This is a genomic window from Mucilaginibacter sp. UYNi724, assembly GCF_054057495.1.
Genome location: NZ_JBSRZI010000018.1, coordinates 1 through 24,407, shown reverse-complemented (window position 1 = coordinate 24,407; position 24,407 = coordinate 1). Strand labels below are relative to the sequence as shown.

The window sequence follows — 24,407 nt, the reverse complement described above, 5'->3', positions numbered from 1 at the left end:
ACGATGATCGCGGGCATATCCTATTGCCGGTAATGTAGTTATTGATGTTTTCATCTCACGGAGAAGGCATTAAATATACCGCCATCCGTTATGATGCCTTCCTTCAATCGAATTTGACCAAGTCCTGAAAGATGAGCTGACCCCAGCTATTTCCGCGTGCCTGCACAAGCAGCCCGCCTTCTGAAAGTCCGCCAAGTTTTACTGGTGCAAAACCAAGGTCTTCTGCAAGCGCGCTGATCTCTGCTGCCGCGCCGGCATCGTCACTCGCCAGGAACACAACCCTGCGGCCACCATGTACGGCCGGATCCTGGTTTAGTACGGCAGCGATCAAATGGTTAAAACCTTTAACAAGCTTACCACCGGTGAAGGCCTGCGCGACAAACCGGGCAGAAGGCAGTCCTTCCATCTTTTCGGGGGGTACGCCGTAGGCATTGGTCACATCAACGATGATCTTCCCCTGCCAGTTGGGCAATGCCTTTGCGACATCCGGGTGCGACTCGAAATGCACAGCCAAAAAAATAACGTCCGCCTTCACGGCTTCCGCCAGTGTTGCAGGAATGATCCCGGCGCCAATCTCGGCCGCATCTGATGCAAAGCTCTCCGGGTTGCGTGTGGTTGCAACGGATACTTTAATACCCTTGCGGGCAAATGCTTTGGCCAGGGCTTTGCCTATACTGCCAAAGCCGATTATGGCGTAGCTCGTTGCTTTATTTTCTGAATTACTCATTTTGTTTTTTTTAATTTAATTAATTAATGGCACAGGTAATAAACCCGTCCATCGGTGATTTATTTATTTAGACAAATAGGTCATCCCGCCATCAACAAGGATTTCGGCACCAAGCATAAACGAAGAATCGTCAGAGGCCAGGAACACAGCTGTTTTGCCAATATCCGATGGTTGCCCAATCCTGCCTATTGGCATTACACTTGCGAAGTGCGTTTTTAAAGCCTCAATTTGTTCTGCGGGAACAAACTTGTCAAACGCCGGCGTATCTGTTGTACCCGGTGTTATTACATTTGTTCTGATCTTTCTATCTAAAAGGTCGTTAGAAAACGCCTTTGCAAAAAAGATCACCGCCGCTTTTGCAGCACCATAAAGCCCAAATGACGGATATGCCCGATGTGCTGCATTCGACCCGATCAAAATAATAGAAGCGCCATCATTCATATAGGGCAGCGCTTTATTAACGGTGAAGTAAACACTTTTCAGGTTTAGATCCATTGCCTTGTCATAGTCGGCTTCACCAAGAGTTGCTACAGTCCCCACAGCTCCACCACCAGCATTGGCCACAACCACATCTATTTTACCAAACTTTTCAGCTATCGCTGCAAACGTGCTTTCCAGGTCGGCAGGGTTAGTTACATCGGCATTTATAGCAATAAAATTATCGCCAAGGCGGGCCGCAGCGCTATCTAAAGTTTCCTGATTTCTGCCGACGATAGCCCCGACCGCGCCTTCGTTTTTAAATGCTTCCGCAATGCCAAATCCAATACCGCTATTGCCGCCTGTAATTACGGCGACCTTGTTTTTTAATTTACTCATGATTTATATTGTTTTAATTTATATCCAAAGGTGCAGCCTTGTAACAGGCTGTGCCTTGACATATATCATAAAACACGCTTGATATAAATCAATCTATTTTAAAGCGTTTTTCCTTAGCCTGCTCAAAGTTTCGGGGGATAAACCCAGGTAAGAAGCGATCATGTTTTGCGGGAACCGCTGTAGAAAATGAGGATAATCATTAACCAGTTCCTGGTAACGTCCTTCGGCCGAGTTGCTGATAGCAGATTGCATCCTTTTTTGGGCTGCAATAGTGTTATTTTGACTGATCACGTTCTGCATGGCCGAAAAAGCAGGGATCGGTTTTATAAACTCCTCTGCCTGCGCATTCGTTATTTGCAGCAGCTCCAGGTCCTCCAGCGCTTCGATATTAAAGCGGCTTGGCGTTAACTGGTAATAGCTTTCAAAATCGGCCAGCCACCAGTTTTCGACACTTAATTTAAGAATATGCTCATGCCCTTTTTCATCTACCGTGAATGTCCTGGCAGACCCTTTCACAATAAAGCCGGTGTATTTACAAACATCCCCTTCCTGTAAAAAATATTGCCGCTTCCGGAGTTTTTTGGGTTTGAAATGTGCCATAAACACCTGCTTCTCATCCAGTGAAAGCATTTTGCCGGATAATGTTTGAACGTAATCGAACAGCGCTTCAAAATTGGACATCGTACAAGTATCTAAGGAATAAAATCAAAAATAGATTTTTTGATTTTATTCCTCGTTCTTTTGTTAATGTTTAAAAACCATACATACCACCCGAAACGGAAATTTGCTCGCCCGTGATCCAGGCTGCATCATCAGATGCAAGAAAAACAGCAGCTTTCGCGATATCCTCAGGCTGGCCCCTACGGCCAAGCGGGGTGTTGGCAATAAACATTTTTTCATACTCGCTGCCGGCAGTAACGCCCGCGCTGGTCGCTCCTTCTGTTTCTGTAGCGCCCGGCAAAATAGAATTGATGCGGATGTTTTTTACACCCAGCTCTTTCGATAAAGAAATAGTTATGGCATCTAACGCCGCTTTACTTGCAGAGTACAGAGAGACTCCCGCCATCGGCGATTTGCTTGCACCCGAACTGATATTGATGATATTACCGCCCTTGTCGCCAAAAAGCTTTAACGATGCCTGGATAGTAAGTACCGGGCCCAAAACATTTACGTTAAAATGCTGATGAAAAGCATCTCCCGATGCCTGTTCGATAGGGAGGAATTGCTGGTAAACCGCGTTGTTTACCAAAACATCCAACGTGCCAAAAGCTTGTTTCGTTTCCTCAAACAACCTGGTTACATCGGCCTCGTTAGATACATCCGCCTGTACCGCGATGGCTGTGCCCCCGTTATCGGTTATGGCTTTAACTACTTTATCCGCTCCGTCTTTACTGGTGGCATAATTTACCACAACCTTAGCGCCTGCCGCCGCGAAGTGTTTTGCGATGGCTGCACCTATTCCTTTTGATGCACCTGTTATGATCGCTACTTTGTTTTTTAAGTTACTCATTATTTCTATTACTTAATATTTGTACAACAAAGGTAGGTTACATAAGTTACTTTTAGTAACTTTATACCGAAAAGTAACAGTAACACAGGTGTAACAAAGTAACATTATTATGCAACAGATAGCAAATTATCAGGAGGAGCTCAAGAAAAAAATGAGATCCGTAAGGGATTCAATGGACGTACTGAACGGGAAATGGAAGATCTCCATCATATCATCCATTTGCTGTTACGGCAAAAGGCGGTTTTCGGATATTTTGAATGATGTTAGTGGAATTTCTAACAGAATGTTAAGCAAAGAATTAAAGGAATTGGAAATAAACCAGTTGATAAAACGAACCGTTTTAGATACGCAACCCATAACTGTACAATATGAACTTACGGAACATGGGGATACGCTGCAAACCATCATCAACAATCTTTCGGACTGGGGAATTGTACACCGGAAAAAAATAGTGGGGAAATAATTTTATCCTATATCAAATGCAATCGCGTTAGGGACTGCAGTAAAAACCCCGGAAATGCAGGGCTGCTTCTATCAGCAGCCTGTAATGAGGAGTTGCAACGGAAAGCCCGGGCCGCAGGCAACGCCATGGTTAGTGTAAAGTTCAAAGTAGAAAGTTCAAAGTCCGCTCCCGCCTTCCCACCCCCCGCACCTTAACCATCAACTATAACCCATGAACTATGAACTCCAATACTTATCTTTGCCGCTACACACAATGAGCAAAACTGTAACACCATACCAAAACCAGCAAGGCACCAAAAAAGAGCAGGTGGCCGATATGTTTAACAACATTTCTAAAACTTACGATTTTTTGAACCATTTTATGTCGCTGGGGATAGATATCATCTGGCGCAAAAAGGCGATCAACGAGTTGAAGAACGATAAGCCCCAACTGATACTGGATGTGGCTACCGGCACCGGCGATTTCGCGTTTGAGGCACTAAAGATCCTGAAGCCTAAGAAAATTATTGGTGTGGATATTTCGCGCGGGATGCTGGATATTGCCGACCAAAAAATTGCTAAACGCCGCCTTGGCGATAAGTTTGAGGTTAAACTGGGCGATTCGGAAAAGTTGCCCTTTGAGGCTGATGAATTTGACGCGGTTACAGTGGCTTATGGCGTGCGTAATTTTGAAAATTTAGAAACCGGACTGGCCGATATTCACCGGGTATTAAAACCGGGTGGCAAGGCGGTGGTGCTGGAGTTTTCGAAACCAAAAGGCTTTCCGATAAAACAGCTTTACGCGTTTTACTTTAACTACGTAACGCCGGGTATTGGCAAGCTATTTTCTAAAGATGCCAGGGCATACACCTACCTGCCGGAGTCTGTTGCGGCTTTTCCGGATGGTGAAGCGTTTACTACGCTGATGCAAAAAGCAGGCTTTAAAAATACCAAACAGCGCCCTTTGGCGTTTGGTATCTGTTCCATTTACACCGGTACTAAATGATCAAAACCCGCCTCTTCATCACCATAATGCTCATAGGCTGCAGCAATTTGCTGCGGGCGCAGGCATGGGGTGGCGGCGCCGACCAAAACGACCTGAGTTTTGGCTTTTCCTTCTCGTACGTATCAAACAGTTTCAAAATAATTAAACAACCCAACTGGCAAACGCCTTTTGTAGACCCGGAAACGGGCGCGAACGTAAGCACGCCGCTAAATGCCATCAGTTCTAAAAGTACGCCCGGTTTCGCGGTTGGTTTTTTGACCCGCTACCGCCTAACGGAACACCTGGAGGCCAGGATTACCCCGTCGCTGGTATTTTCGGACAGGTCCGTTACCTATAATTATGTGGACCCAGCCCAGGATGTGGACAAGCCCGTGCAAACCACCACGGTTGATTTCCCGCTACAGTTGAAATTAAAATCGGACAGGTTAGGGAACGCCCGCGCTTATTTAATAGGCGGGATAAAATATTCGGGCGCCATAGGCTCAAAAAAGGACCAGCCCAACACCGCCCCTACCGAGCGCCTTTTGCGCAACGTGCGCGGATATCCATCGTACGAGGCGGGCTTTGGGTTTGATATTTACTTTGAATATTTTAAGCTGTCACCAGAGATAAAATTGACCAATAGTATTGGCAATATATTGGTTGCCGATAATACGCCATTTGCTTCGCCTATCAGCAAGTTATCGCTGCACACGTTTACATTCAGTTTGTTTTTTGAGTAAGCGGGTTAATCCAGCCGTTTTTCGAAACATACAAAGCTGAGGCCCGGCCTAAATTCTAACGTTATTTCGCCTTTTAAACAGTACCCCAATTTTGGGAAAAGCTGCTGCGTAGCATGGTTTTGCGAGTTAGTATCTATGCGTAAAGTGTGGATGCCACGGGCAAGCGCCACAACCTCGGCCTGGTAAAGAAGATCGGCGGCTAAGCCCCTGCCCCTAAACCGCGGACTAACCGCCAGCCGGTGGGTTACAATCGCTTCTTCAGTAATATCCAAGCCAACCTGCGCGTACTCGGGATATTGCTCGGTAGTGACGGCGGTTAAGCCTGCAATTTCGCCATTTTCATCTGCCACCCAAAGCTGGCCGGCGTTAATATCATCCTCAAAAATTTGTGGGTTGGGGTATTTATCGTCCCACTGGAAATTGCCGGCCGCACGCATAATAGGCACAACTTCGGCTATAACAAGCATGATGGCGGGAATATCGGTTAGGGTAGCAAGGCGAATCATTTTGATTTTAGAATTACGATTTTAGATTCCGGATTTTTTTTTGATGCTCATGTAACAAATTTCAACATCCTGCAAATTTCGACATGCACACGTAGAAGTTTTCTCCTCGCTATCGCTCGTTCGAAATGACATGATTTTTTATTTTATTTTTGGACTGCGGACTTTTCATCTGCACATCTGCACATCTGCATATCCGCACATCTGCATATCCGCACATCCACTAATGGTTATGCTTTTTATGGATATCCTTCACCAGGCATAGTTTTTTAATTTCATCTATGCGGATGGGGAACGGGGCATATTTTAAACGGCCGGCAACCATTTCTGTTACGTTGTCTGAGTGCGCTATCACTTCTTCGGGGTTATCGCTGGCCAGCAGGCGTTTGTACATGCGGTAATCGCCCCATTCAATATAATACACTTCGCCTGGCAATATCTTTTTATCGTTGATAGTTTTGAGGGCAACCCAGCAGCCATTCTCCAGGTATGGGTACATCGAGTGGCCCCAAACCGGCAGGGCGAAATCGCATTCTTCTATCCCGGGGAAATTCATGCGGCCTACCGATTGCGAATCGTTTATATCGTTATACACCTCCACGCCCGACGCCGTAGCAATAATATCATACATGGGGATGCCTTCTTCGCGATGCATGGCCGCGGGTTTATCCGCGTTCCTTTTCGCGCCGCCAAGGTGTTCCGCATATTTCTCTTTAAAGGTCTTTAGTTTTTCGGGGTCGATGTTTTGGCGGCTCTTGATGATCTCGGTAATAGAACTCGCCGAATTAAAACCAAGGGCATCGGCCAGCTCGCTATTGTTATTAAAAGCGCGACCACGCAACTGGTTGTACAGGATAATAAACTCCAGTGTTTCAGGCCTTACTGTTTTTATTTTATTCGGTTTTGACAGGTCATCCATAGCAATAAAAAATAATTACAGATATTTCTTTAAATAATTAAAGATATTTCTTTATATTTGTTCGTTCGATAATTGCTAATTTAAAACTAAAAATCAACAATCCAAATATTATGCATACAGAACTTAAAGAATATACTTTATTAACCCCTCTAAGTCTCCGCCGTTAGGGGGACTTTAAAGATCAACAATAAATAAGCTAAATTATATATAACCCATGCATGTAGCCTACTGCGCCCTGCGCACTAAAAAAAAGAACGGGACAACCACCCTTATCAACGATGAAATAACTCAACGCTACAAGGGCTACCAAACCGCCTGCAACAAATACCGCGCGGAGATAGCCGCCATACAGCAGTATATCCCCGGATGGGTACCTCCTTTTTTGGAGGTTAAAGGTTAAAGGCGAAAAGTTAAATACCTCAGCTCTATCTATGAACCATAATCTCTAACCATAAACTAATCAATATCCCGATAGCTATTGGGAAACTAACTAAATAATCATGATAAAAATCGCACAAAAAATCAAAAACCAGCTGTGGTGGCTCATCATCACGGTAGATTACAACTACAGCCGTATCTGCATTGCAGACCACGACCTTACCGACGATCACCTAACCCTATGGCTGGAGGATAAGCAGGATTTCAAGAACTCGCTGGATGAATGCCTGCAGCTGGATATCAGCCTGAAAAACTTTGCCAAGGTGATCACTACCGAAAACCTGAACAGTTACGAGGGCCAGCGTGTGCACCCCAACAAACAGTTTGTTTACAAAACCCGCGTACAGATCAACGAGGCCATTACCTGGTACCAGCAGGACGCTACCTTGGTAGAACAACAATGGGCCCGCGAAGCGATGCTAAAAGCTATATTAACGCAGTTGGTAGAAACAGAGGCGGCAATCGATAAAGGCTGGTAGATATTATGCCAAATGGCATTTATAGCATAAATATGATATGATGGGCTGTTGTATTTTAGTGTTTCATTAGGAATGGTAGTTCTACGTCTTAGCGCCTGTGGATGTTCATTTCTTTTTTGTCGCAAAAAAGAAACGAACCAAAGAAAAAACACGCGGCTGTACCGTGTCGCTGTTAAAGGGTGTGGTAAAGCAATGCCTGTGCTATCCGACAACACGCTAATGCCGCATTAAGAAAACTACCGGTCCGTTCGTTTGTCTGAACCGGAATTTTTAGAATTAAGGGGTTTTCTTAGTGCTCTTTATTAAAAGCGGTGGCCCAAACGTCAAAGCGGGCGGGCCGGGAGTATGGCGGGAATGTCGGTTTAGCGTCGAAGTCCGCGCATGCGGCGAGAAAGCGTTAAGAACCGGCAGGGCGGGCGGAAGCGTCGCTTTGACTTGGCCTTTTCTTTTGGTTCGTTTTCTTTGCGGCTAAGGCAAAGAAAATGAACATCCACAGGCCAAATGGTAACCCACAGCCCCTACCTAACGGAGAACTAATCCACGATTATTCGATCGAATTGCCACGCTAACGCTCAGCAATGACCCCCGGGGAGGCACAGTTGGCACCAATAAGTATTAATAAATTAAAGTGGGAAGTTTAATTACTTGGTCTTAACCAACTCTTCTTGCTTTTCATCAACCCCTACCAACTCCTCTACTTCGCTTACTTCTTCGGCAGGTTTGGTAGCGTAGTTGAGTTTGCGGAAACGCCAGATGGCGAAGGCAGGTTCCTGGAAACGGTTGATGAGGTTAAAAAATTTGGGAAAGTTGTGTACCTCATCAAGCAGTACGCCGGTTACGATGTTGTTATTATCAAGTATTTCGCGGATGGTATATTCCTTATCCCGGGTGATCCAGATCTCGAAATCGCGGCGGATCTCCTCGTTCTTTTCAGGATCAATTTTATCGTTAATACATATCACTTTATCGCCAACCTTCATAATAGTCAAAAGTAAAAAATGCTGAGCATACTTAAAAATTCCGGGCATAAAAAAAGTCCCGGCATTGCGGGACTCATCTTATTTTCAAAGAAAATATTAGGGGTTAGTTGCGGCTAAAGCCACCTCTGTTACCACCAGCACCACCACCAAAACCCGGACCTTTGTCCTCAGCGATGTTAACTGTTATACGTTTACCATAATAGCTCTGGCCGTTCATGCAGCGGATAGCTTCTTTAGCTTCATCCTCATTTACCATCTCCACAAATCCAAAGCCCCTGCTTTCTTTTGTTTCACGATCTTTAACGATCCTTAGGCTCTTAACCGGCCCAAAATCACCAAAAACCGCATTAAGTTCGGCCTCACTTACTTCTAACGGAAGGCCTCCAATAAATACTTTCATTAATCTCCTTTTGTTTTTCTGTAAAGATAGGTAAAAAAGGGCGATTTTCAGCTAACGCGGGGCAAAATGGCAGGCTTGTAAGTTGTTTTTTACAATAAGGTGTCATTACGACACGAGGATGGCATTACCGCTTTTTAAGCTTCAGATCAAAGGTGCCCTCTACCCTGTAAAGAGACGAGTTAGGCTCGTCATCCTTAGAAAGGAACGTAAAAAAACTACCCTTTGCAAGCACATCTTTTTGGCGGTATTGGTCAAGGTTAATTTTACCTGCATCGCCGGGCTCGGCGTATTGGGTAAGGGTAAATTGTTTGGTGTGGATCACATCGGCCATCATTAGCAACTGGCCGCCCGCAACGGGCTTGGTAAGGCTATCGGCAGCGGCGCCTTTAGAGCTTACGCCGAAGCTCATGGTATGTGCCTTGTTAATAGCTGTAATTCCGAAATACCTGTTCTCACCAACGTTCATGTTCACAAACGCTACCGAATCTTTTTCGGCATCAAATGTGTAAACACTATCTTGCATGGTGATGGTTAGCGTACCCTCGGTTGCCAGGAAATTATCCGGCGAGGCTGCGTTGATAACGCTGTCGGCAGCAACGGCTATTTGCTTCTGCTCTACCTGTTGGTCGCCGGAATCTTTTTGGCACGACACAAGCAGCACCGAAAGGAGCAACACAAGCGAAAAGTACCAATTAGTAAACCGTTTTAAGTCCATAGGTTAATAGATGCGTTAAAGCTAAATAAAAAATATTTGCAATTATGCGTTTTCTATAGTTTCAGTGCAATTATTTAACACTTTTTAACTTTAGTGAGTATACGCATTAAACATGCCAAAGGTTGGCTAATTTCATCAAAATTTCATCATTTATTTTAAAGGATATATGGTTGGATATCAAACGTTAGCAAAAGTTTAAATTATTTCTTTAATGGTTACAAAAACCCCTTATAAACCTGCTTACCAAAGCCATAATCTACCGCGATATTGTCCTGAAGACTTTGTTCAGTTTAATGCACACCCGCACACAGCCTTAAATAAAAATCTAAAGAATACGTATAAAGATATTTCTTTATTTTATTGTATATTTAAAGAAATAGTGTTATCTTTGTATATACCAAATGCCAATCGGCATTATATACATAAACAAGCTTACATCATGAAACGTGTCAATTCGGCCCGTGGTTACACCATGCGCATCAACCGGTATTTCGAATCTATAAAAGGCAAGTTCCACATGGAGTTATTGCCCGAAGCGGCCTCCAAAGACAAAACCAAACTTGCCTACCAAAAGATTTGGGATGTTGAGCCAGAACCGCCCACCCTATCGGGCCTGGCGCTTTTTCTTGGGTTTAACAGTCGCAACGAATTTGAGGCCTACGAACATACCGGCGAATTTGCCAACCATGTAAAAAGGGCGCGTTTAAGGATCGAGGCCGAGTATGAAAAGAAATTGCATTACCAATCTGCAACGGGTGCTATTTTTATGTTGAAAAGCCTTGGCTGGGCCGAAAAACCGGATGGTACATTATTAGCAGAGATTCCCAAAACAATGAAGATAGAGGTTGTCAATTCCGGCTTCAAACTGGCGTCGGCGGAAAAAGAAGTTTTGCTTAATTAGCGTCTTTCTTTTTTAAACAAACGCAATCAATACCTCTTCTCCCCAACCATACGCGGGCTTCCCAAAGGCCCATTCATTAACATTACCTATAAATGAAAACGTCTACCCTATTCCAACATAATTACGGGGCTACCGCCCACGTGGTTATAAACCAGGGCGGCACCAGTTCGGGCAAAACCTACGCGATAGAACAGGTGCTTTTTTGCCTGGCGGTACAAGCCGAAAAACAGATCATCACCGTGGTTGGGCAGGATATCCCCAATTTAAAATCGGGCGCGCTGCGCGATGCACAGGAAATTTACGATGAGTCGGACATTCTGAAACGCCTTGTAAAAGGCTATAATAAAACCGACAGGATCTTCGAGTTCCGCAATGGCAGCGGAACAATGGGACAAGCTGGTACAATCATGGGAAAGCCAGCAGCTAAAACCCGGCGCCTTCCTTGATTACGAAGGCGTGGTTGACCTGAGCGACTTTATGGTGCAACGCTACCTAACCAAAATACAAATAGCTAACGAGCGCTTGTACTGGCTGGGCAAAGGCTCTACTAAAGAAGCTGCGTTCACCGCACCATTTACGGGCTTATTGCCATCTATAGCGGCAGCAAGCGGCGTGTACAAAGTAGGCCTGGGCAAATCAGATACCTCTTTGGCGGTAACCGCTGTCAGTGGCTTAGGTTTAGTAACCGTAAGCAGCACCGCAACCCTGCGCGATGGCGATGTGGTTACCATAACAGCGGTAACCGGCGTTATAAAAGATACCACCAACGGCGGCGCGGGTATTGATGTTGCGGGGCAATCCTACTTTATCCAGGTATTAAGCGCAACTACCTTTAAACTGGTGCGCAACTACAACGAGATAAACACCCGCAAGGCGGCAACGTTTAGCGGCAGCGCATCAACTGCAACCGCCAGCTACATTAACGCAAGCAATGTGTTAGGTGTACTAACCGGTATCTACGCCCAGCTTGACCCGGCAGACCGCAGCCAGGAAGACTTTAACCTACAGATCCCGTTACATGTTGGTTATGCCTATGCACAGGCACAGGCAGATAAAGCGGTAAACGTATTAAACGCCTTTACCGATCCTAAGAAAATGGATTACCTGGGCGTACCGTTGCAACTGATGAACCACTGGCAGGCCAACACCATATTAGGTGCACGCTCGTCAAACCTGTTCCTTGGTGTGGATCTTTTGGGCGATGCCTCAGAACTATCAACCGTTTACATGAAGCCCTACACCAACGATAACGTGGTGCGTATGAAAGCCCGCATGAAGGCGGCCGTAAACTTCAAATTCGCTAACGAGCTGTTTTACCTGGGCGCGTAGTACCCGGTATCAGGTGTTTAGTATCAAGTATCGAGACATAGTATCAGATTAAAGATACCTGATACTAACTACTTGATACTATTTAAAATCACTAATTCAATAAATTACTAAATAATCAACATGTCAATTTACAATAAAATAAACGCGGGCTTTAGCCTGGGCTCGGCCGAGCCAATTACTTCGGGTATCGAAGATGTAGTGTACATTTTTAACCAGGACGATTTCGTGCTGACGTACGACACCTTAAACCCGCTTATTATTAAAGATATTACCGCGGTAGGTACAGCAAAGGTTTACAAATTCGAGGGCACCAATAACAGCTTCAACACCATGAGCAAGCTGGCCAAAACACAAGTGGGCCCACGCTATACAGAGGAGATAGATTTCAACATCGCGGGTTTATCTACCGATGTTAAAACGCAGATAATGGCTATGGGCTATGGGCTATGGCCGTGTGCGCGCCATTGCGATCAACAACCACAAGGATGGCGACTCGGCCGTGGAGCTATTTGGCGCGGTAAACGGCCTGATAGTAACCGAGGCTGAGCGCAATGCAGCCGACGAAACTTTAGATGGTGGTTACAAGATCAAATTGACCAACCCCGATAAGTTGAAAGAGCCGTATCCTCCACGCGCGGTATCTATCCCGCCGATAACCGGCTCAGCTACTTATGCCAGCACCATTGCCGCGCTGGAAGAACTGGTAGGTTAATTTAATAGCAAATGGTTAATAATCCGAAGTAATGGATTATTAACCATTCATAAAGCGAATGATCTATTAACCACGAACCAATTACCATGAAAAAATACATTTTAAAACCAGGCAGGCACCAGTTTGCCCCCGGTTCGGCAGCGGTACACAGCAGCGATAACCTTACCGACGAGGAGGCTGAATGGTACTTGCAGCGATATCCGCATATAGCGGGGTTGTTTATCGAAAGTCCGGAAGAAGAAAAGCCGCGCAAGCGACGGGCCAGACGTTTAATTGGCGCTCCAATCACTAAATCAATAACTCACTAATTACGATGAAAACCTACTTACCACAAATAGAACGGCGCATAATGGTAAGGCCAAACCAAACCTTCGGCATATTAAACTACGATATGGATAACGCCTATCCGCAACGTATGCTGGAGTTGGTTGGCCAATCGCCTACCGCCAAAGATTGCTGGAACAAGCGGGCCAAATTTATTGCAGGCAATGGTTTTGAGGATGCCTCGCTGGGCAGGTGTATTGCGGGCCCTCGTAGATACGGATATCCTCGTGATAGAATATGAGGATGAAAGCGCGAAGCCCGACTTTCAACCCTACGCCATCCAAAACAACGATAAGCTTTTTGAAACCACGGAGCGATCTGTAGAGGCGCGCATCATCAAAGGCTTTTCGGTCCCAAAGGAACTCATCAATGCCGAAAAATCATCCGGCTTAAGCAACGGCGGCGAAAAGAAAGAAGCCATCCGCGAATTTAATGACAATACCGCGGCCGACAGGTTGGAACTAAGCGAGACACTGGAGGATTTGTTCAGTAACTTTTATACCGATGTAAATACATCCGCAAACTGGACTATTATACCTATCCCGGCATCGGTTGCTGACGATGTGATTGGCATTAAAGCCGGCGCAAGTATCAACCAGCTCCTGCAATCTGCCATACCTGCCGAAAGTAAAATAGCGGCCCTGGTGTATGCCTACGGGTTAAAACAGGAAGAAGCCGAAGCCATGTGCGCCTAACACGCCAGCCGGCGAAATAAACGAAACAAGATCATAAAGAATTTAAAAAATTCTCCGCCGGCTGGCGGGGACAGGAGAACCATTGCATGTTAAATTTAATAACCACCGAAACTTTGCAGCGATACCAGGATATTGCCGCGAACATAAAACCCGAACGGATAAAGGTATTTATCCAAAAAGCTCAGGAACTGGACCTGAAACCATTTTTAGGTTACATCTTATATTATGACCTAATAAAGCAACTGGACGCCGACGGCAACCTTAAGGAAGACGCCCCACAGCACTACAAAGACCTGCTAAACGGTTGTGAATACCTGGATGACGACGGCCACATTGTACTACACCAGGGGCTGCAACCGGTGCTGGCCTACTTCGCTTTCGCGCGTTTCATAGAGGTTGACTCGGTGCACTATACCGCCACCGGCCCGGTAACCAAACGCTACGACAATGCCGATGCTTTGGCACAAAAGGATGTGGTAAAACTGGTACAGCAGCAACGCAGCAACGCTAACGCCTACGCTAACGAAACCGAAAGATTCTTAATGGATCACAGGGATGACTTCCCGGTATGGCATTACAATCATCGCAACAAAAGCAGCAGGCAAGCCGGTCCGCGCATCCGCGCTGTAGACAAAACAAATTTCAATTTCCCTGCTGATAATTTCGGCACCGATCACTTAATCACCGAATTTTTAAACTAATGGCAGCAGATAAAAAAATAAGCGAATTACCCATACTCAATGCTGTTACCGCAGCGGATACATCTGTTGTGGTACACAACGGCACCGACTACCAATTTAACTTTAACACGCTGTTAGATTTTGTTAGTTCGGGCATTAGCAGTGGCGCAGCAGTATCTTTTGGCAACACCCTCCCCCAAAACAACACCGGTAAAAACGGCGACCTTTTTATAAACACCGCTGCTAATTCATTTGCACAAAAAGTATCAGGCACCTGGTTGGTAAAATACACATTACCATCGGCCAACGGTGCTAAAGACGGAACCGTTTTATACGGATCTGGCGCGCCCGGCACAGCCATCGGTAACAATTACGACACCTACATTGATACCGGCACGGGGATATTTTACTATAAAGCCGCAGGTAGCTGGTCGCTGGTGTTTTCCATGCAAACCGGCCCGCAAGGCGCACGAGGCGAATCGGGCGGCATTGGGATTCCGGGAATTGATGGTAGAACGATCCTAAACGGAACGTCCAATCCATCAAACTCCGCCACCGGGGCTGATGGCGATTTTTATATCAATACCAATGCCTACCAGCTATTCGGGCCTAAAACAGCAGGCAACTGGGGAAGCGGCGTGGCCATAATAGGCCAACCGGGCGAAACGGGCGAAACAGGCCCGCAAGGCCCGGCCGGCCCAACAGGCGTAACCGGCCCCGCCGGGCCGATTGGTGCGACGGGTGCAAACGGCGCGACAGGCCCCGCCGGCCCTGCTGGCGGTGGTAGCGGTGGTACAGAAGCTATTGAAATAGATTTCAATCCTGAATTGATCTTCAATAACGATGCATATATGGCGGTTTCACAAACCGCTAATATCGCATTTACGCTGGCGCCATCGGGCAATGTGTTAGGCAAAACAATTTCGGCCAAAATAGTTGGCAACAGCACGCACACTATAACCTTTAGTAGTGCCTTTAAAGTGCTTAGCGGCGCGGTAGACAACACCAAAACCAATTACCTCTATTTCAATTATGTTTCTGCGACTGAGGTTAGGGTAACCATAAGTTTTGAGGGTGGCACTTCGGGAGGTGGCGGTGGCGCGCTAATTGGTGGCGACTTAGCCAGCGGGAAAATTCCAATCGGCGATGCCACAAACAAAGCGAAAGCCGTAACACCATCCGGGGATATAAAAATAGATGCCAATGGTGTGGTAAAAATAGCAAACTCGGTTTCTGCAAATTCGGTTAGTAACGGCCAGGTTGTATTCCGGGATGCGTTAGGTGATTTAAAAGGATCCGATGGTTTCAAATTTGGTGACGATACGGGATTGAATGTAACAACCTTTTTAGATAGGAGTGGTATAGGCGGTGCCTTTGATTATATAGCAAACTGGTTTAAGACTAAGGTTAGGACTAACGACACTTCTAATTCAGGCAGTTCTACAGGTTGGCGATTTGATACAGATTTAAAAGCGCTCGCTGACCTTACTGGATTAACAGGTTTTTTAATTAAAAACAGGTTGGATGGTAGAACGGTTTTTCCTTTTTACGACCACTTTAGAGTTGTTAACGTTGACCCCACTACTGCATCTGAAACAGATGTAATTAGGTACGCTATAGACAACAATGGCAAAGAGTATTTTAAGTTACGTTTGGGTATGACGCTTTATAGGGATGCGGTAACTAATACTCCAACTATAGACACAAGTGATGTTGGTGGTGGTTTTCAGCTTATAGGTGGCACTGGTTCAGATATCATGTTCAAAGCTGATTTTTATGGTAATCGCTCCTTAAACAAGCTCAGAATAGGCTCAGTGTCAAATGATTATAACGAAATGCTAAGAATAGATGCGACTTCATCATTATCAAAGCCTGCAATAGGTATACAACATGGGTTCTATTCTGAAAAACACCAATTGAAAGGTACTATAGTAACTGGTAGTACAGATGCAATTACAATTTTTAGTTTTTTAACAGACAATGGATATGGAGGAGGGTATTATGTGTTTGAAATTACAACTGGGCTCTCATCAAGTAGCGGATCTTACACTTATTATGACAATGCCTTTTTTATAATGACTGCGGGTGTTGTGGCAGATCATTATGGTGCAGGCACACTTTCATTTACAAATGGAACTGGTGCAACAATTTCAGCATCGCAAAAATCAGCAGGTGCAACAGATTGGAGTGCGTTTATAGAATTAGATCAGACCAATAAAAAAATATTGATTAAGGCAAAATCAAACACCGCCTACTATCACGACATAACTGTGGCAGCATCGGTAACTGTGAATTGGGTACCAAATAACTAATTATGATCAATTTTTTTGGAAGTACTTCGCAATCACATCTTGCAAATGGAGATAACAATTCAAGCATTCTTGATACCAAAGTTATCATTGTAGCAGGGCAGAGTAACGCAGGTGGTGAACAATATGCTTTAGAGACCTTGCCATCCAACTATGTTGGCGCGTTAGCAGGGGTTAATAGGATTTTTCAATATCAGCAATTAGTAAGTCATTCTAATTTTTCAATTGTAAATGATAGTAATTCTCTGAATGTAGGGCCTGATCTTAGCATGGGAAGATTATACCAGCAGTTTACGAATGAAAATATTTATATCATTAAATATGCATGGGGCGGTACTGCTCTATCACAAAACGCTAACCCAAACTGGAATATTGCCACAGGTACAACCAATAGCCTTTTTCAAGGATTAAAGGATTGTGTGAATACTGCAATGAGTAAATTAACGATTTTAGGTCTTAAACCTACTATAAGCGGTTTTATTTGGTACCAAGGCGAAGAAGATGCGTTTCAAAATCAGTCTACTGTGCAATATAGAGCCAATGAATATGCTCTTTTAAACCAGTTTAAAACTGACATGAGTTTACCTAACCTTAAAATATATTCTGTACTCATTAGTCGGCGTGGCGGAATACCAGATTACTATGACCGCATCAGGCAAGCCAAAATACAGAACAGCGCAGTGATAACTAATTATAATTTGGTTGATAGTGACGGTTTGACTTTCGATACCCTTGGAGAGGGTTATCACCTTCTTGCTAACTCACAAATTGAATTAGGCAGGCGAATATTTGAACTTTTAAAATTCAATAAATAATATAATAAATTGGCGTATTAAGGGAAACGCCAATTAGAATCCAACTACTAAATCCAATAGTTATAAGCCTTCCAACAAATATAAACCTACCAACTCATAGTTTAAAACGATTTAAATCGCACTAAGAAACCTACAAAGCATTTCCCTTCAACCATAAAACAATAAATATCATGGAAAAAACATACACGCTTTGGGAGCGCATTAGTAGCGCTACACCCAAATTTTTTAAACGCGCCCAGGCATTTGGTTTGGGGTTGGTTGGTTTGGGTACTTCGTTAACACAGGTGGCAGGCATACCAGCAAGACTCACCACAATAATGATCTCGGTAGGTACTACCATTACCATCGTTGCTCAATTTGTAGTTAAACAATATCAACCTCTAAATACTAAACAAGATGAGAGCATTAAGTAAACGGGGCATTGCCATTATTAAAAACTTCGAAGGGTTGCGGTTGAATTCGTACCAGGATATTGCCGGGGTGTGGACAATTGGATATGGCTCAACAAGGTACGTTGATGGCAAGGCTGTTAAAAAAGGCGATAAATTGGCCGATCCAGCCCAGGCAGAAAGTTTATTAAAAAGTACTTTAATGGATTATATCGATGCTGTCGATGAAGGCACTACGGTTCATTTATCCCAAAATCAATTCGACGCGTTAGTTTCGTTCATCTATAACGTAGGTACAGGCGCTGTCAGATCATCCACCCTGTTCAAAAAACTAAACGCCGGCGATTACCAAGGCGCGGCTGACCAATTCCTGCTCTGGAATAAAATAACCGACCCGCACACGGGTAAAAAAGTAGTTTCTAAAACACTTATCCAACGGCGCGAACAGGAGCGCGCATTATTCTTATCATTATGACATCTATAGAACATAGCCAGCTAAAAGGCATCACCATCAAGAATATCATTGTCACAATTGTCAGCACTGCAAGTATCGTAGCGTCAGTTATGACGACTTATTTTGGCCTTAAGGGCGATATAAACGAAGTAAAGCTCGATCAGCAATCACAAACGCGGGTAAACGAGATACGGCTAAAAGTACTTGAAGGCCAGGTTGCGGTTTTACAGCGCGAAACGGAAGATATAAAACCTGCAAAACATCAATAACATGAGTATAAAATCGTTCTTTTCGAAAATATGGGGCACCATCCAATCCCTGTTTAACAAATTCCCGTCAGAGATAAGGTCGGCTGTACATATTGCAGTTACGGTAACAGAAAACGTAAAAAGATTTGTTGATTCGCCCGTGTCTGATATTTTAACCACGCTTATTCCGGGCGATATTGATGATAAGATTAAGCAATCGCTACGATCAGCATTACCCGTTATCTTAACAAATTTAAAACTTGCTGATAAATGTGGTGAACTTACAGATTCAGAAGAAATTATAAAATGCGCTGTAAAAACACTGCAAGGTTTAGATAGCAATGTCAAATCTGCCTATTTGCATAATTTATCTGTAATGATTGCCCGGGTAGCTGCTGATGGTGAATTGACCTGGAGCGACGGGGTTTGCGTAGTTGAGTGGTATTATAAAAACAAATTTAAACCAACAAGCAGTTGATTTTTGCAGTATAGTGCCCGGAACGAGATTCGAACTCGTACATCCTTACGAATGCCACCCCCTCAAGGTGGTGCGTCTGCCAATTTCGCCACCCGGGCATTTGATTGAGATACCATTGTTAGATTTAAAACCAACGCGTATAAATCAATAAATCTCTTCAAAAAAATTGTGAGACACAAGTTTTCTCATACCTCACATCTCTAATCTCGTATCTTAAATGTATGTGCCCGAAGAGAGACTCGAACTCTCAAGAGACAATTCTCAACGGCTTCTGAGACCGCAACGTTTACCAATTTCGCCATCCGGGCATTCAAGAGGTTGCAAATATAATTGTTTTACGCAGCGGGGCTAAAATATTTGAAAAAATAAGGCGTTGCTTTGTAAAACCACGCGCAAAGGGTAACTTCGGGTACCAATTATAAAATTCATGATAAAAAATGCCTGTTTGATATTATTTTTAGCAGTATGCTCTTTAGCTGCATCTGCGCAAAATGCTGATGCCATTTTAGGTAAATGGATCAACCCAAGTGGCGAAGGCCAGGTGCAGATCTTTAAAAAAGGCACTAAATATTATGGTAAGCTTACCTGGATGAAATTTCCGAATGAGGCGAACGGTAAGCCTAAACTGGATAACCAAAATCCCGACAAGGCGTTACAATCTCGCCCTAAGTTGGGGCTGGAATTATTAAGGGATTTTGTGTTTGATGGCGACAATGTTTATGAAGACGGCACCATCTATGACCCCAAAAACGGCAAAACCTATAGTTGCAAAATGACCTTAAACGACGACAATTTAAAAATACGCGGATTTATTGGCATAGCATTATTAGGCCGAAGCGAAATCTGGAAACGAGTAAAATAATGAGATTAAAGATCATACTGGCGTTATTGATTACGCTGTTTTGCGCAAGTATCAAAGCCCAAACCGTTACACCTATCCAACAAAACAAACCTGTAAGCTTTCGGGGCCTTTCTGTTTTAGATGATAAAGTTGCATGGGTGAGCGGCTCTAAAGGTACTGTTGGCCTAACAACCGATGGTGGTACAAACTGGACCTGGCAGCAAGTTAAAGGTTTCGAAAAATCAGACTTTAGGGACATCGAAGCATTTTCTGACAAAGAGGCGGTGATGATAGCGTCCGGCTCGCCAGCTTATATCTTAAAAACTGTTGACGGAGGGCGGCACTGGGAAACCAAATTTCAACAAACAGACAGCACCTACTTTTTAGATGCGATGGATTTTGCCAATTCAAAAAAAGGCTTTGTATTAGGCGATCCTATCAACGGCAAGTTCCTGTTATTAGAAACTGACGATGCAGGCGACAGTTGGGCCCCGGTTAAAAACGCGCCTGCAGCTTTAAAAGATGAGGCAGCCTTCGCAGCCAGCGGCACCTGCTTACGAGCTGAGGGTTTCCTTGCCATTGTAACCGGTGGTAGTAACAGCCGTATGCTAATGTCGCCAATTGGCGATATGGTTTGGGTTAATAAAGCATTGCCATTAACTAATGGCGTGGCAAGCCGTGGCGCATTTTCGGTTGCGTTTGGTAAACACCAAACCATTGTTGTAGGCGGTAATTATTCAAAAGATAAGCTACCCGACTCGGTAGCCTACGTTATCCCCGGGGCAAAAGCTAAGTTTAAAAATAACACCCCGGTTATCGGGCCGGCGGGTTATCAGTCGTGCGTTGAGTATTTAAAAAGCAATAAATTTTTGTCGACAGGCACTCCCGGAACCAACCTAACTGCAGATGGCGGCAAAACATGGGTTAAGATAGATGGCACCAGTTATAACGTTTGCCGTAAGGCAAAGCATGGAAACCTCGTTTTATTGGCCGGCGACCGCGGCAAACTCGGAATATTTAAATTTTAAAATTGTGTGTTTTAGGCACTTATTATAAACTTTACAATTTATTTAAATTAGGCTTGCGCCGTATATCTATTAATCCTATATTTGCACCACTTTAAACGGAAACGGTAACACTACCGAAAATGTTAGAAGGATGATTCCGTAGCTCAGCTGGTAGAGCATAACACTTTTAATGTTGGGGTCCTGGGTTCGAATCCCAGCGGGATCACAAGTCCGTGATACAACATCGATCGGAATCTGTTTTTTTTGGCGAGAGAGCCCCTTGAAAAAGGGGCTCTCTTTGTTTAAACGCGGTTTTTGAGTTAAAAACCAACTTTCTTCAAATCCATTTCTCCACTTTTCTCAAAAATTTCAATGCAAGTTAGTACAATCTAATTCCAAGTAATCGGTAACCTATTCGGTAACCTATACCTTTTTCCGAAATTAGGTTACCGAATTTATTCTGGTCTATTGTATCAGTTTGATTTTCAGTTTAAAAACGTATGGTTTCATTTTTTAAACAAAAATCTCATGAAAGTAAATGAAGATCTATCAATTTTATTTTGGCTGAATCGCCAAAAGGCTTCCAAAGACGGACAGGTTCCTATTTGGGTTAGAATTACCATTAATGGTAACCGTGACGGTTTTTCCTCCGGAAAAAAAATACACCCTGACGCGTGGGATGAAAAGGCTGCTATAGCTGGAATGAACTGTCCAGATTATAAACTTATTAATAGCTATGTTGCCAAAACCAGGGTGGAATTGGAAAGGCATTATAATCAGCTTGTAACTGTTAATAAGAGAGTAACTGCGGCTATGGTCAAAGAAGCCTATATGCCTAAACAGGTTTTACAAAAATCCTTAATGAAGGCTTTTAAGCTTCACAATGATGAGTTTGCAGAAAGGGTTAGCAAAAACAAAGGCACAAATGGCACTTTGGCTCGGTATGAGCGCTTAAAAGATAAGGTACTGGACTTCCTTAAAAAGAAATATAAGATGGCGGATATGCCCTTAGAAGATATTGAAATGGCTTTTGCTGTAAATTTTTTCCATTATTTAACAATGGAAAACATCGGTGATAATACTGCCATGAAATATGTAAAAACGTTGAAGCAAATTATTGATCGCGCAATTGATGAAGGCTGGATAAAACATAATACTATTTCAGGGTTTAAATGCACTTATATTGACCCTGACAGGGAAACGCTTGAAATGCACGAGTTAGTTGGAATGTATGAAAAAGAAATTTCTGTAGAACGTTTAGCCGAAGTGCGGGATGTTTATGTGTTTTGTTGCTTTACTGGTTACGCTTATGAAACGGTATATAATCTTGAACCTGCTAATATTTTTACTGGGTTAGATGGCAAGCTTTGGATAACAAAAGATCGAAAAAAAACCGGGGTCGAAGAAACCGTTCCATTATTACCAATTGCATTGGAGATTATTGAAAAATATAAAAGCCATCAATATTGTGTGAATGAAAACAAATTACTTCCGGTTAATAGCAATGTTAGATATAACGCTTATATAAAAGAGGTGGCAAATATTTGTGGCATTAAAAAGGAACTCACCACGCACACGGCAAGACATACGTTTGCGACTACGGTTACCCTTGAAAATGATGTACCAATTGAAACGGTAGGAAAAATGTTAGGCCATAAGGATCTGCGGTCAACTCAAAAATATGCTAAGATCACCAAGAGGAAAATCAGCAATAATATGATGGCATTGGAAAGTAAAATCTTTGGCGAGCAAGGCCTGTTAAAGGTTTCATAATTATTGATTCACAGTTATATCCCAAATTATGGTTTCAAAACTCTCAGCACTGCTGAGAGTTTTGTATTCTGCACGGTTTCATCCAGATGATAATAATGACGTTAAATATAGATCACAAAAAACAAAAAGATAAAACTGTCACATTTTTACATAAATTTGTGACATGAATTCTGTTCATCAGGAAATATCAGACCAAATAAATGCCTTTCAACCAGGTGTTATCGTATTCCCTGCGGACTTTCGTGGCGTGGGTACCGACGATGCTATCCGGCAGGCTTTATCAAGATTAACAAAAGACGGCAAAATAGAAAGGCTGGCTCACGGCATTTATTTCCTGCCAAAGATACATCCCACTTTTGGCAAGCTATACCCCTCTATGGAAGAAGTAGCTGAAGCTGTAGCCGCGCATGAACACATGCGTATCCGTCCGGCAGGTGCTTACGCTTTGAATAAATTAGGCTTATCAACCCAAGTCCCTGCAAGGCTGGTATATATCACCGATGGTCAGGCAAGGCAGATCAAAATCGGGAAGGGCGGCGTTAAATTTAAACCAGTTACACCAAAAAAATTCGGTATGAGAGGCCCGATCAGTAGTTTATTGATTCAAGGGCTTGAAGAAATGAATACCAGCCAGATAAATCCTGATATGGAAGAACGCATCAAACAATTGTTGCATCAGGAAACCACTGATAATTTATATCACGATCTTAAACTTGCCCCCGCACGTATCAACGACTTTATTGTTAAATTACTAAAACATCCTTTAAATGGTCGAGTGGCTTAGTTTATCAGACGAAGACCGGCTGATCTCTATACAGCAAGCCGCTAATAAAAGCGGCATGTCTACTAAAGTCATTGAAAAGGACTGGTGGGTAACGCTCGTATTGAAGGCGGTATTCCAAAGTAAGTTTGCACCACATTTGTCTTTCAAGGGCGGCACATCGCTAAGTAAAGGCTGGCAATTGATCGAACGCTTTTCAGAAGATATCGACTTGGCTGTTGACAGAAGTTTCTTCGGGTTTGAAGAAGACCTCAGCAAAAACGCGGTTAAGAAATTGAAGCGTGTGGCCTGTGATTTTACTTCAACCGCCTTAAAAGCAGCACTGGAAAAAGAATTAGCAAATTTGGGTGTGCCTGACGGTGCTGTAACAGTAACAGCAGACCCCGTCAACCCTACTATTCCTGATACTGATCCGCAAACTTTGCGTATCGCTTACCGCTCTTTGCTTGACCCGCTGCCATATATCGCGGATAGCGTAAAATTAGAGGTAAGCGCCCGTTCGTTGAATGAAGCGGCGGTAGAACGACCTATATTGTCTTTATTAGGTGAATATATGCCCGGCTTTCCCTGGTCGGGCGAAAATTTCCCCGTAGCTACTGTTGAGCCCAAAAGAACCTTTTTAGAAAAAATATTTTTGTTGCACGAGGAATTTCTGCGGCCAGTTGACCGCATTATTTACGAACGCATGTCCCGGCATCTCTATGACTTGGAGCGGATGATGGATACTGAACATGCGAAAGCGGCATTAGCAGACCGTACCTATTATGAAACCATCGTTGAGCACCGAAGGCACCTGATCTTTAAAGCAGGTGTAGACTATGATACCCACCAGCCGGCCACGTTAAATTTCATACCTCCTGATGGTATTTTAAAAGCTTTTGAACAGGATTATGCTAAAATGCGTGCGGAAATGATATATGATGTGGATATACCGCTGATATTGACCACCCAATTCCGGCGGAATGTGACCAGTGATTCCGCGTCAAATTGACCACCCCATTCCGGGGCAAACTGA

At 43.8% G+C, this 24,407-nt stretch carries 34 protein-coding genes and 3 tRNA genes; 26 read left to right on the top strand and 11 right to left on the bottom strand.

The window, feature by feature from the left end:
* Positions 1–103 precede the first annotated feature (103 nt).
* The 4 genes from ACVW0P_RS19980 to ACVW0P_RS19965 all read right to left on the bottom strand — a co-directional run bounded on the left by ACVW0P_RS19980 (position 104) and on the right by ACVW0P_RS19965 (position 3,053).
* Complete coding sequence (locus tag ACVW0P_RS19980; RefSeq protein WP_457133641.1) at positions 104–727, bottom strand: NADPH-dependent F420 reductase; 624 nt, start codon at positions 725–727, stop codon at positions 104–106.
* Positions 728–790: 63 nt separating this feature from the next.
* The gene (locus tag ACVW0P_RS19975; RefSeq protein ID WP_457133640.1) at positions 791–1,543 is read right to left on the bottom strand and encodes an SDR family NAD(P)-dependent oxidoreductase; all 753 of its coding nucleotides are present in this window, start codon (positions 1,541–1,543) and stop codon (positions 791–793) included.
* 93 nt (positions 1,544–1,636) lie between these two features.
* On the bottom strand, positions 1,637–2,224 hold the full coding sequence (locus tag ACVW0P_RS19970; RefSeq protein ID WP_457133639.1) for a Crp/Fnr family transcriptional regulator: 588 nt from the start codon (positions 2,222–2,224) through the stop codon (positions 1,637–1,639).
* Between the two features lie 70 nt (positions 2,225–2,294).
* Positions 2,295–3,053 (bottom strand): SDR family NAD(P)-dependent oxidoreductase, encoded by a 759-nt coding sequence (locus tag ACVW0P_RS19965; RefSeq protein WP_457133638.1) that lies wholly within the window; start codon positions 3,051–3,053, stop codon positions 2,295–2,297.
* Between the two features lie 151 nt (positions 3,054–3,204).
* On the opposite strand from ACVW0P_RS19965, the gene ACVW0P_RS19960 reads away from it, so the two are divergent.
* The 3 genes from ACVW0P_RS19960 to porT all read left to right on the top strand — a co-directional run bounded on the left by ACVW0P_RS19960 (position 3,205) and on the right by porT (position 5,222).
* The gene (locus ACVW0P_RS19960; RefSeq protein ID WP_457133637.1) at positions 3,205–3,516 is read left to right on the top strand and encodes a winged helix-turn-helix transcriptional regulator; all 312 of its coding nucleotides are present in this window, start codon (positions 3,205–3,207) and stop codon (positions 3,514–3,516) included.
* A 252-nt stretch (positions 3,517–3,768) separates the two neighbouring features.
* Entirely contained in the window at positions 3,769–4,500 is a 732-nt protein-coding gene (gene ubiE, locus ACVW0P_RS19955) for a bifunctional demethylmenaquinone methyltransferase/2-methoxy-6-polyprenyl-1,4-benzoquinol methylase UbiE (protein ID WP_457133636.1), read from the top strand.
* Positions 4,497–5,222 carry a type IX secretion/gliding motility protein PorT/SprT gene (gene porT / locus ACVW0P_RS19950; RefSeq protein WP_457133635.1) on the top strand — a complete coding sequence of 242 codons (726 nt, stop codon included), beginning with the start codon at positions 4,497–4,499 and terminating at the stop codon, positions 5,220–5,222. Before ubiE ends, porT begins: the two co-directional genes overlap by 4 nt.
* 5 nt (positions 5,223–5,227) lie before the next feature.
* Here the strand turns inward: porT and ACVW0P_RS19945 are convergent, their stop codons facing one another.
* Complete coding sequence (locus tag ACVW0P_RS19945) at positions 5,228–5,728, bottom strand: N-acetyltransferase family protein (RefSeq protein WP_457133634.1); 501 nt, start codon at positions 5,726–5,728, stop codon at positions 5,228–5,230.
* 220 nt (positions 5,729–5,948) lie between these two features.
* Positions 5,949–6,644, bottom strand: coding sequence for a S24 family peptidase (locus tag ACVW0P_RS19940; RefSeq protein ID WP_354431409.1), 696 nt, complete (start codon positions 6,642–6,644; stop codon positions 5,949–5,951).
* Between the two features lie 214 nt (positions 6,645–6,858).
* Between ACVW0P_RS19940 and ACVW0P_RS19935 the strand changes: the two genes are divergently transcribed.
* On the top strand, positions 6,859–7,044 hold the full coding sequence (locus tag ACVW0P_RS19935; RefSeq protein ID WP_457133633.1) for a hypothetical protein: 186 nt from the start codon (positions 6,859–6,861) through the stop codon (positions 7,042–7,044).
* 100 nt (positions 7,045–7,144) lie between these two features.
* Positions 7,145–7,561 carry a hypothetical protein gene (locus ACVW0P_RS19930; RefSeq protein ID WP_457133632.1) on the top strand — a complete coding sequence of 139 codons (417 nt, stop codon included), beginning with the start codon at positions 7,145–7,147 and terminating at the stop codon, positions 7,559–7,561.
* A gap of 641 nt (positions 7,562–8,202) precedes the next feature.
* Here ACVW0P_RS19930 and ACVW0P_RS19925 read toward each other — a convergent pair.
* From ACVW0P_RS19925 to ACVW0P_RS19915, 3 genes are all read right to left on the bottom strand, one after another.
* Positions 8,203–8,541: a hypothetical protein gene (locus ACVW0P_RS19925; RefSeq protein WP_354431412.1), complete on the bottom strand. Its 339-nt coding sequence runs from the start codon at positions 8,539–8,541 to the stop codon at positions 8,203–8,205.
* Positions 8,542–8,644: 103 nt separating this feature from the next.
* Positions 8,645–8,941 carry an RNA recognition motif domain-containing protein gene (locus ACVW0P_RS19920; RefSeq protein WP_354431413.1) on the bottom strand — a complete coding sequence of 99 codons (297 nt, stop codon included), beginning with the start codon at positions 8,939–8,941 and terminating at the stop codon, positions 8,645–8,647.
* Positions 8,942–9,065: 124 nt separating this feature from the next.
* Positions 9,066–9,656, bottom strand: coding sequence for a hypothetical protein (locus ACVW0P_RS19915; RefSeq protein ID WP_457133631.1), 591 nt, complete (start codon positions 9,654–9,656; stop codon positions 9,066–9,068).
* A 439-nt stretch (positions 9,657–10,095) separates the two neighbouring features.
* Between ACVW0P_RS19915 and ACVW0P_RS19910 the strand changes: the two genes are divergently transcribed.
* From ACVW0P_RS19910 to ACVW0P_RS19840, 15 genes are all read left to right on the top strand, one after another.
* Positions 10,096–10,557: a terminase small subunit gene (locus ACVW0P_RS19910; RefSeq protein WP_457133630.1), complete on the top strand. Its 462-nt coding sequence runs from the start codon at positions 10,096–10,098 to the stop codon at positions 10,555–10,557.
* A 92-nt stretch (positions 10,558–10,649) separates the two neighbouring features.
* On the top strand, positions 10,650–11,003 hold the full coding sequence (locus ACVW0P_RS19905; RefSeq protein ID WP_457133629.1) for a hypothetical protein: 354 nt from the start codon (positions 10,650–10,652) through the stop codon (positions 11,001–11,003).
* The gene (locus ACVW0P_RS19900; protein ID WP_457133628.1) at positions 10,930–11,886 is read left to right on the top strand and encodes a hypothetical protein; all 957 of its coding nucleotides are present in this window, start codon (positions 10,930–10,932) and stop codon (positions 11,884–11,886) included. Before ACVW0P_RS19905 ends, ACVW0P_RS19900 begins: the two co-directional genes overlap by 74 nt.
* Positions 11,887–12,006: 120 nt before the next feature.
* On the top strand, positions 12,007–12,432 hold the full coding sequence (locus tag ACVW0P_RS19895; RefSeq protein WP_457133627.1) for a hypothetical protein: 426 nt from the start codon (positions 12,007–12,009) through the stop codon (positions 12,430–12,432).
* Positions 12,386–12,598 carry a hypothetical protein gene (locus tag ACVW0P_RS19890; RefSeq protein WP_457133626.1) on the top strand — a complete coding sequence of 71 codons (213 nt, stop codon included), beginning with the start codon at positions 12,386–12,388 and terminating at the stop codon, positions 12,596–12,598. Before ACVW0P_RS19895 ends, ACVW0P_RS19890 begins: the two co-directional genes overlap by 47 nt.
* Positions 12,599–12,684: 86 nt before the next feature.
* Positions 12,685–12,906 carry a hypothetical protein gene (locus tag ACVW0P_RS19885; protein ID WP_457133625.1) on the top strand — a complete coding sequence of 74 codons (222 nt, stop codon included), beginning with the start codon at positions 12,685–12,687 and terminating at the stop codon, positions 12,904–12,906.
* 5 nt (positions 12,907–12,911) lie between these two features.
* Positions 12,912–13,163 carry a hypothetical protein gene (locus ACVW0P_RS19880; protein ID WP_457133624.1) on the top strand — a complete coding sequence of 84 codons (252 nt, stop codon included), beginning with the start codon at positions 12,912–12,914 and terminating at the stop codon, positions 13,161–13,163.
* Entirely contained in the window at positions 13,150–13,617 is a 468-nt protein-coding gene (locus tag ACVW0P_RS19875; RefSeq protein ID WP_457133623.1) for a hypothetical protein, read from the top strand. Before ACVW0P_RS19880 ends, ACVW0P_RS19875 begins: the two co-directional genes overlap by 14 nt.
* An 86-nt stretch (positions 13,618–13,703) precedes the next feature.
* Positions 13,704–14,318 (top strand): DUF6712 family protein, encoded by a 615-nt coding sequence (locus ACVW0P_RS19870; RefSeq protein WP_457133622.1) that lies wholly within the window; start codon positions 13,704–13,706, stop codon positions 14,316–14,318.
* Positions 14,318–16,609: a collagen-like triple helix repeat-containing protein gene (locus ACVW0P_RS19865; protein WP_457133621.1), complete on the top strand. Its 2,292-nt coding sequence runs from the start codon at positions 14,318–14,320 to the stop codon at positions 16,607–16,609. The genes ACVW0P_RS19870 and ACVW0P_RS19865 overlap by 1 nt, the downstream gene beginning before the upstream one ends.
* 2 nt (positions 16,610–16,611) lie before the next feature.
* Positions 16,612–17,421, top strand: coding sequence for a sialate O-acetylesterase (locus ACVW0P_RS19860; protein ID WP_457133620.1), 810 nt, complete (start codon positions 16,612–16,614; stop codon positions 17,419–17,421).
* Positions 17,422–17,591: 170 nt separating this feature from the next.
* A complete protein-coding gene (locus ACVW0P_RS19855; protein ID WP_457133619.1) occupies positions 17,592–17,834 on the top strand; it encodes a hypothetical protein in 243 nt (80 codons plus the stop codon).
* A complete protein-coding gene (locus ACVW0P_RS19850; RefSeq protein WP_457133618.1) occupies positions 17,818–18,285 on the top strand; it encodes a lysozyme in 468 nt (155 codons plus the stop codon). Before ACVW0P_RS19855 ends, ACVW0P_RS19850 begins: the two co-directional genes overlap by 17 nt.
* A complete protein-coding gene (locus ACVW0P_RS19845; protein ID WP_457133617.1) occupies positions 18,282–18,533 on the top strand; it encodes a hypothetical protein in 252 nt (83 codons plus the stop codon). Before ACVW0P_RS19850 ends, ACVW0P_RS19845 begins: the two co-directional genes overlap by 4 nt.
* A gap of 1 nt (position 18,534) precedes the next feature.
* Positions 18,535–18,990: a hypothetical protein gene (locus ACVW0P_RS19840; protein WP_457133616.1), complete on the top strand. Its 456-nt coding sequence runs from the start codon at positions 18,535–18,537 to the stop codon at positions 18,988–18,990.
* A gap of 14 nt (positions 18,991–19,004) precedes the next feature.
* Here ACVW0P_RS19840 and ACVW0P_RS19835 read toward each other — a convergent pair.
* Together ACVW0P_RS19835 and ACVW0P_RS19830 are read right to left on the bottom strand one after the other, a co-directional pair.
* Positions 19,005–19,088 (bottom strand) — tRNA-Leu (locus ACVW0P_RS19835).
* Positions 19,089–19,214: 126 nt separating this feature from the next.
* Positions 19,215–19,298: transfer RNA gene (locus ACVW0P_RS19830), tRNA-Leu, on the bottom strand.
* A gap of 119 nt (positions 19,299–19,417) precedes the next feature.
* On the opposite strand from ACVW0P_RS19830, the gene ACVW0P_RS19825 reads away from it, so the two are divergent.
* The 6 genes from ACVW0P_RS19825 to ACVW0P_RS19800 all read left to right on the top strand — a co-directional run bounded on the left by ACVW0P_RS19825 (position 19,418) and on the right by ACVW0P_RS19800 (position 24,383).
* Positions 19,418–19,852 carry a DUF2147 domain-containing protein gene (locus tag ACVW0P_RS19825; protein ID WP_457133615.1) on the top strand — a complete coding sequence of 145 codons (435 nt, stop codon included), beginning with the start codon at positions 19,418–19,420 and terminating at the stop codon, positions 19,850–19,852.
* Entirely contained in the window at positions 19,852–20,859 is a 1,008-nt protein-coding gene (locus ACVW0P_RS19820; RefSeq protein WP_457133614.1) for a WD40/YVTN/BNR-like repeat-containing protein, read from the top strand. The genes ACVW0P_RS19825 and ACVW0P_RS19820 overlap by 1 nt, the downstream gene beginning before the upstream one ends.
* Before the next feature lie 132 nt (positions 20,860–20,991).
* A tRNA-Lys gene (locus tag ACVW0P_RS19815) sits at positions 20,992–21,064 on the top strand.
* Positions 21,065–21,366: 302 nt separating this feature from the next.
* Positions 21,367–22,611, top strand: coding sequence for a site-specific integrase (locus tag ACVW0P_RS19810; protein WP_457133613.1), 1,245 nt, complete (start codon positions 21,367–21,369; stop codon positions 22,609–22,611).
* A 163-nt stretch (positions 22,612–22,774) separates the two neighbouring features.
* Positions 22,775–23,395, top strand: a complete 621-nt coding sequence (locus ACVW0P_RS19805) for a DUF6088 family protein (protein WP_457133612.1) — start codon at positions 22,775–22,777, stop codon at positions 23,393–23,395.
* A complete protein-coding gene (locus tag ACVW0P_RS19800) occupies positions 23,379–24,383 on the top strand; it encodes a nucleotidyl transferase AbiEii/AbiGii toxin family protein (RefSeq protein WP_457133611.1) in 1,005 nt (334 codons plus the stop codon). The genes ACVW0P_RS19805 and ACVW0P_RS19800 overlap by 17 nt, the downstream gene beginning before the upstream one ends.
* Positions 24,384–24,407: the final 24 nt, after the last annotated feature.